Origin of the sequence: Methylobacterium sp. WL8 (genome assembly GCF_008040045.1) — a bacterium.
In the GTDB taxonomy this organism is placed as follows: Bacteria; Pseudomonadota; Alphaproteobacteria; order Rhizobiales; family Beijerinckiaceae; genus Methylobacterium; species Methylobacterium cerastii.
The window spans coordinates 76,150-92,036 of sequence record NZ_VRVF01000003.1; the positions used below are offsets into that span (position 1 = coordinate 76,150).

Annotated in this window: 13 protein-coding genes; 1 reads left to right on the top strand and 12 read right to left on the bottom strand. The window is 70.2% G+C overall.

Annotation, left to right across the window (positions count from 1 at the left end; all coding sequences use genetic code 11):
• Positions 1–25 precede the first annotated feature (25 nt).
• From FV234_RS01965 to phaZ, 8 genes are all read right to left on the bottom strand, one after another.
• The gene (locus FV234_RS01965; RefSeq protein WP_147752270.1) at positions 26–907 is read right to left on the bottom strand and encodes a 3-hydroxybutyryl-CoA dehydrogenase; all 882 of its coding nucleotides are present in this window, start codon (positions 905–907) and stop codon (positions 26–28) included.
• 224 nt (positions 908–1,131) lie between these two features.
• Positions 1,132–2,085 carry an FAD-binding protein gene (locus FV234_RS01970; RefSeq protein WP_147827938.1) on the bottom strand — a complete coding sequence of 318 codons (954 nt, stop codon included), beginning with the start codon at positions 2,083–2,085 and terminating at the stop codon, positions 1,132–1,134.
• Positions 2,086–2,152: 67 nt separating this feature from the next.
• Positions 2,153–2,902 (bottom strand): electron transfer flavoprotein subunit beta/FixA family protein, encoded by a 750-nt coding sequence (locus tag FV234_RS01975; RefSeq protein WP_147763946.1) that lies wholly within the window; start codon positions 2,900–2,902, stop codon positions 2,153–2,155.
• Positions 2,903–3,124: 222 nt separating this feature from the next.
• Positions 3,125–3,697: a cob(I)yrinic acid a,c-diamide adenosyltransferase gene (locus tag FV234_RS01980; RefSeq protein ID WP_147827939.1), complete on the bottom strand. Its 573-nt coding sequence runs from the start codon at positions 3,695–3,697 to the stop codon at positions 3,125–3,127.
• Positions 3,698–3,718: 21 nt separating this feature from the next.
• Positions 3,719–4,351 (bottom strand): acyloxyacyl hydrolase, encoded by a 633-nt coding sequence (locus FV234_RS01985; protein WP_147752274.1) that lies wholly within the window; start codon positions 4,349–4,351, stop codon positions 3,719–3,721.
• Positions 4,352–4,474: 123 nt separating this feature from the next.
• On the bottom strand, positions 4,475–4,660 hold the full coding sequence (locus FV234_RS01990) for a twin transmembrane helix small protein (RefSeq protein ID WP_147763947.1): 186 nt from the start codon (positions 4,658–4,660) through the stop codon (positions 4,475–4,477).
• A 190-nt stretch (positions 4,661–4,850) separates the two neighbouring features.
• The gene (locus FV234_RS01995; protein ID WP_246686101.1) at positions 4,851–7,499 is read right to left on the bottom strand and encodes a TIGR02302 family protein; all 2,649 of its coding nucleotides are present in this window, start codon (positions 7,497–7,499) and stop codon (positions 4,851–4,853) included.
• Between the two features lie 109 nt (positions 7,500–7,608).
• On the bottom strand, positions 7,609–8,817 hold the full coding sequence (gene phaZ / locus FV234_RS02000) for a polyhydroxyalkanoate depolymerase (RefSeq protein ID WP_147763949.1): 1,209 nt from the start codon (positions 8,815–8,817) through the stop codon (positions 7,609–7,611).
• A 223-nt stretch (positions 8,818–9,040) separates the two neighbouring features.
• Between phaZ and FV234_RS02005 the strand changes: the two genes are divergently transcribed.
• On the top strand, positions 9,041–10,267 hold the full coding sequence (locus FV234_RS02005) for a TetR/AcrR family transcriptional regulator (protein WP_147827941.1): 1,227 nt from the start codon (positions 9,041–9,043) through the stop codon (positions 10,265–10,267).
• A gap of 99 nt (positions 10,268–10,366) precedes the next feature.
• Here the strand turns inward: FV234_RS02005 and FV234_RS02010 are convergent, their stop codons facing one another.
• From FV234_RS02010 to FV234_RS02025, 4 genes are all read right to left on the bottom strand, one after another.
• Entirely contained in the window at positions 10,367–11,518 is a 1,152-nt protein-coding gene (locus FV234_RS02010) for an acyl-CoA dehydrogenase (protein ID WP_147764902.1), read from the bottom strand.
• A gap of 182 nt (positions 11,519–11,700) precedes the next feature.
• The gene (locus tag FV234_RS02015; RefSeq protein ID WP_147814664.1) at positions 11,701–12,897 is read right to left on the bottom strand and encodes an acyl-CoA dehydrogenase family protein; all 1,197 of its coding nucleotides are present in this window, start codon (positions 12,895–12,897) and stop codon (positions 11,701–11,703) included.
• Positions 12,898–12,900: 3 nt separating this feature from the next.
• A complete protein-coding gene (locus tag FV234_RS02020) occupies positions 12,901–14,085 on the bottom strand; it encodes an acetyl-CoA C-acyltransferase (protein WP_147764900.1) in 1,185 nt (394 codons plus the stop codon).
• The gene (locus FV234_RS02025; RefSeq protein ID WP_246686102.1) at positions 14,082–15,800 is read right to left on the bottom strand and encodes an AMP-binding protein; all 1,719 of its coding nucleotides are present in this window, start codon (positions 15,798–15,800) and stop codon (positions 14,082–14,084) included. Before FV234_RS02025 ends, FV234_RS02020 begins: the two co-directional genes overlap by 4 nt.
• Between the last annotated feature and the right edge of the window lie 87 nt (positions 15,801–15,887).

Consider the following 15,887-nt stretch of genomic DNA (forward strand, 5'->3'; position numbering starts at 1 on the left):
GCGCTGTGCGCAGCCCGGCCCGCGCTCAGCGGGTCGGGACCGGCGTTTCGCCGCGATAATCGTAGAAGCCGCGCTTGACCTTGCGGCCGAGCCAGCCGGCCTCGACGTACTTCACCAGGAGCGGGCAGGGCCGGTACTTCGAATCCGCCAGCCCCTCGTAGAGCACCTGCATCACGGAGAGGCAGGTATCGAGGCCGATGAAGTCGGCGAGCTGCAGCGGGCCCATCGGGTGGTTCGCGCCGAGGCGCATGGCGGTGTCGATCGACTCCACCGACCCCACGCCCTCGTAGAGCGTGTAGATCGCCTCGTTGATCATCGGCAGCAGGATGCGGTTGACGATGAAGGCCGGGAAGTCCTCCGACATCGTCGAGGTCTTGCCGAGCTTGGCGATGAAGGCCTTGGCCGACTCGTAGGTCGGGTCCTCCGTCGCGATGCCGCGGATCAGCTCGACGAGCTGCATCACCGGCACCGGGTTCATGAAGTGGATGCCGATGAAGCGCTCCGGCCGGTCGGTCGAGGCGGCGAGCCGCGTGATCGAGATCGACGAGGTGTTGGTCGCGATCAGCGCATCCGGGCGCAGCGACGGGCACAGGGTCGAGAAGATCTGGCGCTTGGTCGCCTCGTGCTCGGTGGCGGCCTCGATGACGAGGTCGCAGGGGCCGAGGTCGTCGTAGCTGCGCGCGGCGACGATGCGCTCGCGCACCTCGCGGCGGTGGCTCTCGTCGATCGTGCCCTTCGAGACCTGGCGGGCGAGGGTGCCGTCGATGTTGGCGAGCCCCGCGTTGAGCCGATCGGGATCGCGGTCGTTCAGCAGAACGTCGAGGCCGGCCGCAGCGCAGACGTGGGCGATGCCGCTTCCCATCTGCCCGGCACCGATGATGCCGACCCGCTTGATATCGATGCCCATCTGTCGATCCATGCCCCCGACGCCCACAACCGGAGCGGCTGCCGAGCTTTCCTGCGCTGCACGGTCCCCGATCCACCGCGAAAGCAGCACGGACTGCGCAGCAGATCTTTTAGCGCCTTCACCGGCCCCGGTGGAACCCGTCGCGCTACTTAAGACGCGACAGGTTCGACGGGACGCCCCGATCCGTCATCGCACGGATCGGGACAGAGAACTGAAGCCTCGCCTCAGTTGCCTTTGGCCTTGCCGATCTCGGCCTGCAACTCCGGCACGATCTGGAACAGGTCGCCGACGAGGCCGTAATCCGCCACCTGGAAGATCGGGGCGTCCTCGTCCTTGTTGATCGCGACGATGACCTTCGAGTCCTTCATGCCGGCCAGGTGCTGAATCGCGCCGGAGATGCCGACCGCGACGTAGAGGTCGGGCGCCACCACCTTGCCGGTCTGGCCGACCTGCCAGTCGTTCGGGGCGTAGCCGGCGTCGACGGCCGCGCGCGAGGCGCCGACGGCGGCGCCGAGCGTGTCGGCCAGCGGCTCGATCAGCTCCTTGAACTTGTCGGCCGAGCCGAGCGAGCGCCCGCCGGAGACGATGCTCTTGGCGGCGGCCAGCTCCGGCCGGTCGGACTTGGCGATCTCCTCGCCCTTGAAGGTCGAGCCGCCGGCGGCGGGCGCCGCCGCCGTGACCGCCTCGACCGGAGCCGCGGCGCCGCCCACACCGGTCGCCTTGAAGGCGGCGGTGCGGACGGTGATCACCTTCTTGCCGGCGCCGGCCTGGACCGTCTGGATCGCGTTGCCGGCGTAGATCGGGCGCTCGAACGTGTCGGGCGAGATCACCTTCATGATGTCGGAGATTTGCGCCACGTCGAGGAGGGCGGCCACGCGCGGCAGGATGTTCTTGCCGGTGGTGGTCGCCGAGCACACGATCGCGTCGTAGGGCTCGGCGATGGCGACGATCAGGGCGGCGACCGGCTCGGCCATGTCGTGGTCGTAGGCCGCGTCGTCGGCGAGCAGCACCTTGTCGACGCCGTCGAGCTTGGCGGCCGCGTCGGCGGCGCCCTTGCTGCCGGCGCCGACGACGAGGGCGTGGATGGGGGCGCCGAGTTCCTTGGCGGCGGTGAGCGCCTTCAGGGTGCCGTCCTTGATCTCGGACTGGCCGTGCTCGACGAGGAGGAGGGTGGTCATCGGTTCAAACCTCTGATCTCGGATGGGGCGCGCGCTCGACCGGGAGCGGGAGCGCGCGCAGTCGGGACTAGATGACGTTGGCCTCGGTCTTCAGCTTCTGCACGAGCTCGGCGGCCGAGCCGACCTTGACGCCGGCGGAGCGGCCCGGCGGCTCGGTGGTCTTGAGCACCTTGAGCTTCGGGGTGACGTCGATGCCCAGTGCGTCGGGCGACATCTCCTCCAGCGGCTTCTTCTTCGCCTTCATGATGTTGGGCAGCGAGGCGTAGCGCGGCTCGTTGAGGCGCAGGTCCGTCGTCACGATCGCCGGCAGCTTGAGCGACACCGTCTGCAGGCCGCCGTCGACCTCGCGAGTCACGTCGAGGCTGCCTTCGCCCGCCTCGATCTTGAAGGCGAAGGTGCCCTGCGGCCAGCCGAGCAAAGCCGCGAGCATCTGGCCGGTCTGGTTGGAATCGTCGTCGATCGCCTGCTTGCCGAGGATCACCAGCTCGGGGCTCTCCTTCTCGACGATCACCTTCAGGATCTTGGCCACCGCGAGGGGCTCGCAGACCGTATCGGTCTTCACCAGGATCGCACGGTCGGCACCCATGGCGAGCGCGGTGCGCAGCGTCTCCTGGGCCTGCTGCGGCCCGATCGACACGGCCACGATCTCGGTGACCTTGCCCTTCTCCTTCAGGCGAATCGCTTCCTCGACCGCGATCTCGTCGAAGGGGTTCATCGACATCTTCACGTTGGCGAGTTCGACCCCCGAGCCGTCGGCCTTGACGCGAATCTTGACGTTGTAATCGACGACCCGCTTGACGGGCACCAGAACCTTCATGGCGGTCTACTTCCTCCGCGTTCGGATTGTTTTGATCGGTGGAAACCGGAGCGCCGCGATCGGCCGCTCGCACAGGGCGCGGACCGTAACGGCCACATTTCCGCCTTGTCAACGCGGCGCGCGCCCGCGCTTTCGAAAAGCCGCGGCCGGCCGACGAAGGGCGTTCGCTTCTACGGTACGGAGATGGGCGCGTGCGGCCCGGCTCTTTGCAGCCGGTGCTTGCTACCGGTTCTTGCCCGGCACCCAGAGCACGTCGTCGACGCCGTCCGAGTTGGCGGCGCGGCTCGCCACGAACAGGAAGTCCGAAAGGCGGTTGAGGTACTTGAGCGCTTCCGCGGAGACGATCTCACCCTCGGTCGCCGCGAGCGCGACAGCAAGCCGCTCGGCGCGGCGGCTGACGGTGCGGGCGAGGTGGAGGGCGGCGGCCGCCGGGGAGCCGCCGGGCAGCACGAAGGACTTGAGCGGGGCGATGTTAGCGTTCAGCGCGTCGATGTCGGCTTCGAGCCGGGCGACCTGCGAGGCCACGATCCGCAGCGGCTCGTAGGCCGGGGGCGTGTCGCTCGGCGGCGTCGCGAGGTCGGCGCCGAGGTCGAACAGGTCGTTCTGGATCGCGCCGAGCATCGCGTCGAGGCGCGGCTCGGCGTGCTGGCGGGCGAGCCCGACGCAGGCGTTGGTCTCGTCGACGGTGCCGTAGGTCTCGACCCGCAGGTCCGCCTTCGAGCGGCGCTGCCCGTCGGCGAGCGCCGTGGTGCCCTTGTCACCGGTCCGTGTGTAGATGCGATTGAGGATGACCACGGGTCCGCCGACGCTTTCAGATCAGAAGGTGTAGCCGAGCTTGCCGCCGAAGTTCGTCAGGCCGCGATTCTCGCCGCACAGGCCGGCGTTCGACATGTGCTCGACGGTCGCCATCACGCTCCAATGCTCGGTGATGCGGAAGCCCAGCGCCGCCGCCTCGCGGAACAGCGGCGAGCAGCCGAGCGAGTTGAAGCCGTAGGGGGCGAGCGCCTTCGGGCCGGTATAGCCGTTATGCGCGGCGCCGCCGAAGAAGCCGTCGATGAAGACGCGGCGGTCGAAGGTCTCGGGGAACAGGTCCACCGACCAGGTGGCGCCGAGGTAGGCATAGCTGGTCCGGCCGCCGGTGTTGTAGCTGCCGCCCACGGTCGCGCGCGGCACGAACGCCTGCCAGAACGGGTCGGCGCTCACCAGCGGCTTCGTGAATAGGATTTCGCCGTTGACGTTCTGCTTCTCGAAGCCGGGAAGCTTGCCCTCGGCGCTTCCGGGATCCTGCACCGAGCCACCGATCCGAACCTCGGAGACGATGCTGAGGGGCTGCACCGGCGGCGCGTAGGCCGCGGGCCGCGGCGCGTACCCGAGATCGGCCGCCGCGACGGGCGAGGCGATCGCGAGGGCCAGCGCGCCGGCGACGAGACGGTGGAAGGTGGGCTTCATGCGGGAACGGATCCGGATTGAACCCGGAATCCCTAGCATGCTTGGCTGCGCCCGGATCGCCGTTTCATCCGCGCCGGGGTGGAATGCCGACCGGTGCGGCCCGCCGGTCACAGTCGCGCGCCCTCAGGCGGAGCGCCACCAAGCCACGCCCATGATCACCAGGATCGCCACGAACTGCAGCAGCACGCGCAGCCGCATCAGGCGTTGCGACAGGTTCGCGTCGCCGCCACGCATCATGTTGGCGAGGCCGAGGAGGAGGATGACGGCCACCGCGAGGCAGGCGACGAGGACGAGGGTGTTGCCGGACATGGTGGGGGGATCTCGCAGAGCGTTCGGCGCCGCTTATAGAGGCTTCGCGGCGGCGGCGGCAGGGGCGAAGCGCCGCTGGCGCCAGGACGGGCTCCCCCGCTAGCACAGAGACGCCTCCAGAGCCGTCATTCCGGGCTCGCCTGCGGCGCCCCGGAATGACGGGCCGCGCAGGACGGTCGGCGGCGTGCCATCAGTTCCGGCGCAGCAGCCGCTCGAAGTAGTCGAGTTCTTCCTGCGGACGCGTCGGGTCGCCGAGCTTGCGCCGCAACTCCTCCATGATCCGGCGCGCCCGCTGGACCGCGGATTCGTCGGCCGTCGGCACGCGCACGCGGCCATCGCTCATGTCGCGCCCGCGGGTCGGGCGGCCGAGCGGGTCGTCGTCCTTGGCGCCGGCCTGGCCCTGCTGGCCCGGCTGCTGGCCGTCGGGCTTGTCGCCCTGGCCTTCGCCCTCGGCTTCGGCCGATTCCTGCATCTGTTGCTGCATGCCGTCGGCGCCGCGCTTGAGCCCGTCCAGCGCACGGCCCTGCGCGTCGACGGCGTCGCCCTCTTGCCCGTCCTTCAGCGCGTTCTCGGCCTCGCGCATGGCATCCTCGGCATCGGACAGGCCTTCCTCGCCCTTCATGCCGTTCTCCTTCATGCGGTTCTGCAGGTCCTGCAGGCGCTCGCGCAGGGCCTGCTGGCGTTCGCCGACGCCGCCCTGCTGGCCCTTCTGCTGGCCCTTGCCCTGCTGCTGTCCCTGTTGACCCGGCTCCCCTTGGCCCTGTTGGCCTTGCCCCTGTTGACTTTGCCCCTGTTGACTTTGGCCCTGCTGGCCGGGGCTCTGCTGCCCCCGCTGGCCGGGCTTCTGCCCCTGCTGGCTGCGGTTCGGCGGCCGCTGGCCCTGCTCGGGGCCGGGCTTCTCCTGGCCTTCCTTGAAGGTCTCGTCGCGCAGGCCCTGCTGCTCGCGGGCCATCTGGTCGAGCTCCTTCATCTGCTTCTGCATCTCGCGGGCGGTCGGATCGGACTTGCCGCCCTGCTCGGCGCTCTGCAGGTTCTCGAGGATGTTGCGCAGCTGCTCCATCAGGCGCTGCGCCTCGGCGGTGTCGCCGCGCTTCATCGCCTCGGCCATGTCCTTGAGCATCTTGTCGAGGTCGTCCGGCGTCACCGACTTCGATGGCTGGCCCTGCTTGTCGCGCGAACCCTGCTCGCGCGGCTGCTTGCTCTGCTTCTCGGCAAGCTCCTTCATGAATTTGTCGAGCGCCTGCTTCAGGTCCTGCGTCAGGCGCTTGATCTCGTCGTCGGGGGCCCTCTTGTCGATCGCTTCCTTGAGCCGGTCCTGCGCCTGCCGAAGCTTCTTCTCGGTGTCCGAGAGGTCGCCGTCTTCGATCTTGAGAGCCATCTCCCAAAGCAGGTCCGCCACCTCGGTGAGGGCGGCGTCGTTCCCGGCCGCGCGCAGGCGGCGCGCCGCGGTCTTCAGGCCGAGGAACACGCCCGGCTGCGGCGTGAACAAATCCGGTGCGACAAGCAGGGCGTCGAGCGCCATCTGCACCCGGACGCGACCTTCGTCCGGCGTCACGACGAGGCGGCGGCGCTCTTCTGCCAGCGCCCGCGCCAGGGGATCGCGGAACGGGCGAGCCGGCAGCACCATCTCGGTCGTCGGCGTGCGGCCTTCCTGGCCGGCCTCGTCCTTGACGAGGTACGTGAAGCGCACCCGCGCGCCGGACCAGGGGTTGTCGGTGAGGTCGACGAGCGTCTTGGTGTCGGTCTCGCCGTTGGCGTCGCCGGGCAGGGCCAGGGCGATCCGCGGCGGCGGCACCAGCGAGCGCGTACCCTCGATCGGCTCGACGACCCCCTCGGCGGAGGCGATGCCGTAATCGTCCTTGGCGCGATAGCTGAGGTTGAAGGTGCCGCGCCCGTTCACCTCGGGCCCGCCGACGGCGTGGACCTCCGGCGGCAGGTCGGGGATCGCCTCGACCACCAGGCGCTGAATCTGGCCCGGCGCCGCGATGGTCAGCGCGGCGCTCGGGCCGACGATTTGGAACCGGTCCTCGCGCAGGTCCGGCCGCGGCTCCTTGCCGGGCACGGCCTTGAGGCCGGCATCCGGCGTCAGCACCGTCTGCGCCGGACTTTCGCCCGCGATGCGCACGATCAGCTGCGAGTTCACCGGCACGCGCAGGCGCTGCTCGCCCCCGGACATGGCGACCGCCAGCGGCGGAAGCCGGGTGTAGAGCGGCGGGTCGATCCAGGCGTCGATGCGGTAGCTCGGCCCGGCGGATGCGGCTTCGCGCCAGTCGAACGCGCTGCCGAGGCGCTCGCGCCATTCCGGGCCGGCGACGAACAAGCTCGCCACCGCCGCGACCACGAGGCCGGCGCGCAGGGCGAACGGGTCGTGGCGCGGCATGCCCGGGCGCGGCAGGCCGACGCGCAGCCGCGCGACCGCGGCGGCGGCGCGGGCCTGGTGCAACGCCCACAGGGCGCGCGTGTCGGGGTCGGCGGTGCCGACGGCCAGCGTATCCTCTATCGTCGAGGCCGGCGCATGGGTCAGCGCCCCGTCGCGCGCGGCCGCCTCGCGGTCGATGCGGGCGAGCGCGGCGCGCCGGTCGGCCCGGCGCAGGCGCACGAGCGGCGACAGGACGGCGACGAGCGCGGCAGCGAAGGCGACGAGGCCAACGATGCGCCAGGTGGCGGGGAGATCGAGCCAGAGACCGAGCCAGGACACGGCGAGGAACGCCAGCACGACGCCCAAGCCCCGCCACAGCAGCGGCCAGGCCCGCTCCCAGAAGCCGGCGGCGCTGGCCTGCGCCACGAGCCGGTCGAGCTGCGCGGCGGTGTCGGATCGCTTCGGATCGGTTCTGCTCACGCCCGCAATCGCCTCGCCGCTCTCGAACCTGCATCTTTCTGCAGGCAGGCTAGCATGGTGGGCATCGTGCGCGTGCGGGTCAAATCCGCTCAGGGCGGAGCAAGGGCCGTTAGTCGTGCGACTGGATGAAGTTGCGCACAAGCGGGTAGGTCTGCCCTTCCCACTTGCGGCCCGAGAACACGCCATAGTGGCCGACGCCGGCCTGGAGGTGGTGGCTGCGCATGTGCGGGGGCAGGCCGGTGCAGAGGTCGTGCGCCGCCATGGTCTGTCCGACGGCGCAGATGTCGTCGCGCTCGCCCTCGACCGTCATCAGCGCGGTCTTGCGGATCGAGCGCATGTCGATCGGGTTGCCACGGTAGGTCAGCTCGTTCTTGGCCAGGGTGTAGTCCTGGAACACCGTCTTCACCGTCTCGATGTAGAATTCCGCCGCCAGGTCGAGCACGGCGAAGTACTCGTCGTAGAACCCGGCGATCGCGTCGGCCTTCTCGACCTCGCCGTTGGCCATGTGCCAGAACAGGTCCGCATGGCCCTGCATGTGTCGCTTGGTGTTCATCGACACGAAGGCCGAGACCTGCACGAAGCCGGGGTAGACGCGCCGGCCGGCGCCCTTGTGGCGCCGGGGCACGGTGGAGATCAGGTTCTTCTCGAACCACTCGATCGGCTTCGAGGTGGCGAGCGCGTTCACCGAGGTCGGGCTGATGCGGCAATCCACCGGGCCGGCCATCAGCGTCATGCTGCGGGGCGCGGCCGAATCCTTGGTCTCGGCCATGACTGCGGCGGCGGCGAGCGCCTGCACGGTCGGCTGGCACACGGCGAGCACGTGGGCGGGGCCGCCCATCGCCCCGAGGAACTGCACGAGGTGGCCGACATAGTCGTCGAAGCCGAAGGCGCCATCCGAGAGCGGCACGTCGCGGGCGTTGTGCCAATCGGTGATGTAGACGTCGTGGTCGGGCAGCAGGGTCTTCACCGTGCTCCGCAGCAGCGTCGCGAAGTGGCCCGAGAGCGGGGCCACCACCAGCACCTTCGGCTGCTCGGTGTCGATGTCCTTGCGGAAGCGCAGCAGGGTGCCGAACGGCGTCGAGAGCATCGGCTCCTCGACCACCGGGACCTCGCGGTTGCCGACCGCGATCGTGTCGATGCCGAAGGAGGGGCGCGCGAAGGTCAGGCCGGCGCGCATCATCATGCGGGCGCCGGCCGACATCCAGTTCATCGACTCGCCGAAGCCGGCCCAGGGCGAGACCGCATCGTGCAGCACCCGTCCCCAGGCCCGCGTCTGCTGGGCCATGTCGCATTGCATGTCGAACGCGTCGTACAGCATGGGGCGTGCACTCGTGCGCGACCGGCCCGACGAGCGGGCGGTCACGGCTTCCGGTTGGGGCTGATACGCCGCGTCGTGCTGCATCATCATGGAGGCAGGATCAGTCGTGCGCGCGAGCACCGCAACTGGCTAAACGACGAAGCCGCCGCCCTGTGGCTTCGGGGTATCATGTCTCGCGGCCGCCCGCTTGTCAGTCCGGGTAAGGCCATGCTCAATCGCGACGATGATCGATGGAGGCAGGCCCGCCGCGGGGCAGACCAAACGCTACGCCCAGAAGCGCGAGGCCATCCTCGACGCCGCGGCACGGCACTTCAACGCCCGCGGCATCCGCGGCACGGCGCTGAACGACGTCGGCGGCAGCGTCGGCCTCATGCCGAACAGCATCACCTACTATTATCGCCGCAAGGAGGACTTGGCGGCCGCCTGCTACGTCAGCACCATCAAGTGGCATGAGGCCCTGCTGGCCGAGACGGCGGCCTCCGCCGACCCGCCTCGGCGGCTCTCCGCCTTCCTCGCCGCGTATTTCCGCGATCTGGCGGCGATCGAGATCGGGGCGCGGCCGCCGCAGGTCCGGCTCACCGACATGCGCGCGCTGCCCGAGCCGCAGAGCGCGATGGTCTATGCCGCCTACAACGCCTTCTTCCGGCAGGCGCGCACGGCGTTCTTCCCCGAAGCCGCCTTCCCGGGTCTCGACCGGGACGCGCTGAACGCGCGGACGCATCTCGTGATCTCGGTGGTCCACACAGTCCGCGCCTGGATCGACCGCTACGAGGCGGCGGACTACCCCCGCGTCGGCGAGCGCGTCGCCGACCTGCTGCTGCGCGGGCTCGCGGGGCCGGAGAGCCGCTGGAGCGGCGATGCGCCCGATCCCGTCACGGCGCCCGCCGACCCGACCGAGCCGTTCCTGCGGGCGGCGACCGCGCTCATCAACGCGGAAGGCTATCGCGGCGCGTCTGTCGAGAAGATCTCGGCGCGGCTCAGCGTGACGAAGGGCTCGTTCTACCACCACAACGACAACAAGGACGACCTGATCGCCCAGTGCTTCGCGCGCACCTTCGAAATCCTGCGGCGGGAGCAGGAGGCGGCGGAGGCCGCCGGCGGCAGCGGCTGGATGCGGATCACCGCCTGCGCCCGCGCCCTGATGCGCCATCAGGTCTCCGAGCGCGGTCCGCTCCTGCGCTGCACTGCGGTCGGCGCCCTGCCGGACAGCCTGCGGGCCGAGATCCCGCTGACCATGCGGCGGCTGTGGGAGCGCCTCGCCTTCCCGATCGGGGACGGCATCGCCGACGGCTCGATCCGCGCGATCGACCCGTCGATCGCGGCCCAGGTCGTGAGCAGCATGATCGACGCGGCCTCAGACCTCGACCGCTGGTGCGAGGTCGAGGGGGCGCACGCGGCGGACGTCTTCGCACGCCCGCTGTTCGTCGGCGTCTACGCTCCGGCCGGTTAGAGCATTTTCATGCGAGGTGGATGCCGGCTCGCGTGAAGAAAATGCGACCACACATCAGGTTAGAGCTTTTTCCGTGATCCAGGGATCACGGAAAAAGCTCTAGGCCGCGATCAGGCCGCCGTCGTCGGCGACGCGGCGCAGGTGGTAGGGCGTGTCGCCGAGCTGGTACTCGATCATCGCCAAGCGCTTGAAGTGGTGCGCGCCGATGTACTCCATGGTCATGCCGATGCCACCGTGGAGCTGCACAGCCTCCTGGCCGAGGAAACGGCAGGCCTTGTTGACCTGAACCTTCACCGCGGAGAGCGCGGCTGCGCGCTCGGCGGCGTCGGCGGAATCCACCATCATCGCCCCGTAGATCGCCATCGAGCGCGCCTGTTCCAGGGCGATCAGCATGTCGACCGCCCGGTGCTGCAGCGCCTGGAAGCTGCCGACTGTCACGCCGAACTGCTTGCGCTGCTTGAGGTAGTCGACGGTGAGCGCGTGCAGCGCCGACATCGAGCCGAGCGCCTCTGCCGCCAGCGCCGCGATGCCGTGCTCGGCCACGCGCACGAGGAGCGGCAGGCCGTCCTCCGAATCGCCGAGGACGGCGTCCGCGCCGACCGCGACGTTGGCGAAGGCGACCTCCGCGGCCCGCCCGCCATCCTGGGTCGGATACGCTTCGATGGTCACGCCCGGCGCGTCCGCCGGCACCACGAACAGGCCGATGCCGTGCCGGTCGCGGCGCTCGCCCGAGAGGCGGGCGCTGACCACGATCAGGCCGGCGGAATCGGCGTTCAGCACCACGCTCTTCTGGCCGTCGAGCACGTAGTGCGAGCCCTCGCGGCGGGCTTTCGTCGCGACATCGTGAAGGTCGTAGCGGGACTGCCGCTCCGTGTGGGCAAGCGTGAGACGCGTGGTGCCCTCGATCAGGCCGGGCAGCCAGCGCGCCTTCTGGTCCGAATCGGCGCCGAGGCGAATCGCCGTCGCGCCGAGGACGCCGCTGGCGAAGACCGGCTCGACGGCGAGGTTCCGGCCGATGGCCTCCATCACGATCATCGTCTCGACCGCGCCGCCGCCGAACCCACCATCCTCTTCCGAGAACGGCAGGCCGCAGACGCCGAGCTCTGCGAGCTTGCCCCAGTTCGCCTCGGAGAACCCCATCGGCTCGCGGGTCCGGGCCTGGCGCGCCTCCAGCGAGGGATAGCCGTCGGCGCAGAAGCGCTCGACGCTGTCGCGCAACAGGTTCTGCTCTTCGCTGAAGTCGAAATCCATGAAACGAACCGCTTTCTACGAGACGCTCGACGCGACCGATGCGGCCGCGGGTCCCTTCTCCCAGGGGGAGAAGGACAGGATGAGGGGCGTGACCTTTCCGGATAGGTGACGCCCCTCACCCCAACCCTCTCCCACCGGGAGAGGGGGTGGTCCGGAGCCACGCCCGCCGGACGGAGCAGAAATCAAAGCCCCAAGATGCCCTTGGCGATGACGTTGTGCTGGATCTCGTTCGAGCCGCCGTAGATCGAGACCTTGCGGTTGTTGAAGTAGCTCGGCGCGGCCGCATCCACCCAGTCGAAGCCGCCGGGCGGATTGTTGCCGCCGCCGCCGCGGGCGGGCGCCGCGAGCGAGAACGGGCCGGCCAGCTCCACCAGCAGTTCGGTGGCGGCCTGTTGGAGCTGCGAGCCGCGGATCTTGAGGAGCGAGGAGGCCGGGTCGGGTTGCACCGAGTCGGCGCGGCCCTGCTTGGCCGCGACCCGCATCTGGGTGATCTCCAACGCCTTCAGCTCGATCTCGACCTCGGCGACGCGTCCGCGGAAGTCGCCGTCGTCCCACATCGAGCCGGCGCCGGACGGCATCTCCCGCGCCAAGCGCTTGATGCGCTGGATCCGCTCCTTGGTCAGGCCGATCCGGGCGATGCCGGTGCGCTCGTTGGCGAGCAGGAACTTGGCGTAGTCCCAGCCCTTGTTCTCCTCGCCGACCAGGTTCTCGACCGGCACGCGCACGGAATCGAAGAACACCTCGTTGACCTCGTGGCGCCCCTCCAGGGTGATGATTGGGCGCACGGTGATGCCGGGCGTCGTCATGTCCATCACCAGGAAGGAGATGCCGCGCTGCTTCTTCGCCTCCATGTCGGTGCGCACGAGGCAGAAGATCCAGTCGGCGTGCTGGCCGAGCGTCGTCCAGGTCTTCTGGCCGTCGACGACGTAGTGGTCGCCGTCGCGCACGGCCTTCGTCTTGAGCGAGGCGAGGTCGGAGCCGGCGCCGGGCTCGGAGAAGCCCTGGCACCACCAATCGTCGAGGTTCGCGGCGCGCGCCAGAAAGCGCTCCTTCTGCGCCTGGTTGCCGAAGGTCGCGAGCACCGGGCCGAACATGTAGCAGTTGAACTGCTGCGGCAGCGGCACCGCCGCCTGCAGCAGCTCCTCGGTGTAGATGTAGCGCTGGATCGGCGTCCAATCCTGGCCGCCCCATTCCTTCGGCCAATGCGGCACGGCCCAGCCGCGGGCGTTGAGGATGCGCTGGGCCGTGACGACGTCGTCCTTGCCGAGGCCCCGGCCTTCCGAGACCTTGCGGCGGATCTCGGCCGGGATCTTCTCGCGGCAGAAGCTGCGGACCTCGTCGCGAAACGCGATCTCCTCGGCGGTGAAGCGCAGGTCCATGGCTCAGTTCCCGATCTCGAACAGGCCGGCGCAGCCCATGCCGCCGGCCACGCACATGGTGACGACGGCGTAGCGCGCCCCGCGGCGGCGGCCCTCGAGCAGGGCATGGCCGACGAGGCGGGCGCCGCTCATGCCGAAGGGGTGCCCGACGCTGATGGCGCCGCCGTTGACGTTGACCCGCTCCGGGTCGATCCCGAGCGTGTCGCGGCAGTACAGCGACTGGCTCGCGAAGGCCTCGTTCAGCTCCCACAGGTCGATGTCGGCGACCTTGAGCCCGTGCCGCTCCAGCAGGCGCGGCACCGCGAAGACCGGGCCGATGCCCATCTCGTCCGGGCCGCAGCCGGCCGACGCGAAGCCGCGGAAGGTGCCCAGTGGGGCAAGCCCGCGCCTCACGGCCTCCGCCCCCGACATCACCACGCAGGCCGAGGCCCCGTCCGAGAGCTGGCTGGCGTTGCCGGCGGTGATGAACGCGGTCTCGCCGCGCACGGGCTTGAGCCTGGCCAGACCTTCGAGCGTCGTGTCGGGGCGGTTGCCCTCGTCCTTGGCGAGCCGCGTCTCGACGGTGCGGGTCTCGCCGGTGGCCTTGTCGGTCACCGACATCATCGCGGAGATCGGCACGATCTCGGCATCGAACAGGCCGCGCTCCTGCGCCGCCGCGGTGCGACGCTGGCTTTCCAGCGCGAACGCGTCCTGGGCCTCGCGCGAAATGCCGTAACGCTCGGCGACGATGTCGGCGGTCTCGATCATCGGCATGTAGATCGCCGGCAGGTGGGCGAAGAGCCAGTCGTTGCGGGTCAGCTCCTTCTGCACCTTCGGCTGCACCAGGCTGATCGATTCGAGGCCGCCGGCCACCGCCACCGGCACGCCGTCGAGGATCACGCGCCGTGCGGCGCTGGCGATCGCCTCGAGGCCCGAGGCGCAGAACCGCGACACCGTCACGCCGGCCGACCCGACCGGAATGCCGGCGACGAGGCTCGCGTGCCGCGCGACGTTGCCGCCGGTCGCGTTCTCAGGATAGCCGCAGCCGAGCACGACCTCCTCGACCTCGGCCGGCTCGACGCCGGCGCGCTCAACCGCGGCGCGGATCGCGTGCGCCCCGAGGTCGGCGCCGTCTGTCAGGTTCAGCGCGCCGCGGAACGCCTTGCCGATCGGCGTGCGGGCGGTGGAGACGATGACGGCGTCGATCATGCGGGTCGGGCTCCGGTGTTGTCGCGCGCCGTCATGGCCTGTTCTTCGGCGACGAGCACGCTGGCGAGCAGCTTGCCCGCCGGGCTACGGGGGAGGGCGTCCCGGAATTCGAGCGCCCGCGGGATCTCGTGGCGGCCGATGCGGCTGGCGAGGAAGGCGTTGAGCTCGTCGAGGGTGAAGCGCTCGGCGCCGGGCTTCAGGGTGACGAAGGCCTTGGCCGCCTGGCCGCGATAGTTGCAAGGGATGCCGATGACGATGGTCTCGGCGACCGCCGGATGCTCGTAGATCGCGCTCTCGATCTGCACCGGGTAGACGTTGTAGCCGCCCGAAATGATCATGTTCTTGCGCCGGTCGACGAGGTCGAACAGGCCGTTCTCGTCCACTCGCCCGATGTCGCCGGTGAGGAACCAGCCGTCGCGGAACGCTTCGGCCGTGGCGTCCGGCTGCTCGAAGTAGCCGGCGAAGACGTTGGGCCCGCGGATCGCGATCTCGCCGGTCTCCCCGGTCGGCACCTCCACCGAAGGGTCGTCGAGGGAGACGACCCGCATGGCGATGCCCTTCAACGGGATGCCGATCACGCCGGGCCGGCGCTCGGCCGCGCGCGGCAGGCGGGTGCCGGCAGGCGAGGTCTCGGTCATGCCCCAGCCGACCCCGAGGTTGACGCCCATCAGCCGGCTCAGGCGGCCCATCACGTCGAAGGGCAGGGGCGCGCCGCCGCTCATGCACGAGCGGAGCGACGAGAAGTCCACCGCCTCGATGCCGGGGCGATTCAGCAGCGCGAACCACATCGTCGGCACCCCCGGCAGCGCCGTGGCGCGGCGGACTTCGATGTCGGCGACGATCTCCTCCGGGTCGAAGCGCTGGCGCAGCAGGATCTGCGTGCCGCCGCGGATGCCGCGCAGGAGCACCGTCGTCAGCGCGTAGATGTGGAACAGCGGCAGAACGCAGACGGCGCGGGCCGAGGCCTCGCCCTCGTCGCCGTCGTCTGTCCAGAGCCGGTACATCGAGACGGCGGCCGTCAGGTTGCCGTGGGTCAGCATCGCCGCCTTCGGCAGGCCGGTGGTGCCGCCGGTGAATTGCAGCAGCATCACGTCGGAGGGCTTGCGCTGCGGCCAGGCGGCCGGGCGCGGCGCGCTGCGCAACGCGGCCAGCGGTACGACGCCGGAGCGGTCCGGGATCGGCAGGGGCTCCAGCACGGTGGAGGCGCCCCATTCCGCGTCGTCGCCGACGAGGACGGTGTCCACGGCGCCCTCGTCGAGCAGCGTCAGCGCCACCGGCAGGAAGCCGGGCAGGTTGGTGGTCACGAGGACGCGGGCGCGGGTGGTGCCGAGCTTGTGCGCAAGTTCCCGCGGCGCATCGAGGCCGGACAGGTGCGCCACCCGCAGCCCGGCGCGGGCTGCGGCGAAGAACGCCACAGGGTGGAACGGGGTGTTCGGCAGGTGCAGGCCGATCGTGGCGTCGGGCGCCAACCCGAGCCGGATCAGGCCGGCGGCGATCGCCTCGACGTGGTCGGCGAATTCGGGAAAGCCGATCGCGCGTCCGCGAAAATCGAAAGCCGGCCCCTTCGCCCCGGCGACGCCGGCCGCGAGCAGGTCCGGAATCGTTCCGACCTCGATCGCGCCGTCCCAGTCGCAGGCTTCGGGGAAGTGCCGCGCCCGAGCCTCCGCCCGAGCCTCCGCTGGCGATTCGGCCTCTCGGATCGCCGGATGCGACACGCCAACCTCCCAGACGCGACCTCGGGCGGGCCGCTGTTCCATGATTGCGAAATTCGATTTATGCCGATGGCGGTCGCTGTCAACCGA

Excerpts from the sequence above, each read along its gene's own strand:
- FV234_RS01965 (WP_147752270.1), bottom strand. The coding sequence starts at position 907 with ATGGGCATCGATATCAAGCGGGTCGGCATCATCGGTGCCGGGCAGATG.
- FV234_RS01970 (WP_147827938.1), bottom strand. The coding sequence starts at position 2,085 with ATGACCACCCTCCTCCTCGTCGAGCACGGCCAGTCCGAGATCAAGGAC.
- FV234_RS01975 (WP_147763946.1), bottom strand. The coding sequence starts at position 2,902 with ATGAAGGTTCTGGTGCCCGTCAAGCGGGTCGTCGATTACAACGTCAAG.
- FV234_RS01985 (WP_147752274.1), bottom strand. The coding sequence starts at position 4,351 with ATGAAGCCCACCTTCCACCGTCTCGTCGCCGGCGCGCTGGCCCTCGCG.
- FV234_RS01990 (WP_147763947.1), bottom strand. The coding sequence starts at position 4,660 with ATGTCCGGCAACACCCTCGTCCTCGTCGCCTGCCTCGCGGTGGCCGTC.
- phaZ (WP_147763949.1), bottom strand. The coding sequence starts at position 8,817 with ATGCTGTACGACGCGTTCGACATGCAATGCGACATGGCCCAGCAGACG.
- FV234_RS02005 (WP_147827941.1), top strand. The coding sequence starts at position 9,041 with ATGATCGATGGAGGCAGGCCCGCCGCGGGGCAGACCAAACGCTACGCC.
- FV234_RS02010 (WP_147764902.1), bottom strand. The coding sequence starts at position 11,518 with ATGGATTTCGACTTCAGCGAAGAGCAGAACCTGTTGCGCGACAGCGTC.
- FV234_RS02015 (WP_147814664.1), bottom strand. The coding sequence starts at position 12,897 with ATGGACCTGCGCTTCACCGCCGAGGAGATCGCGTTTCGCGACGAGGTC.
- FV234_RS02020 (WP_147764900.1), bottom strand. The coding sequence starts at position 14,085 with ATGATCGACGCCGTCATCGTCTCCACCGCCCGCACGCCGATCGGCAAG.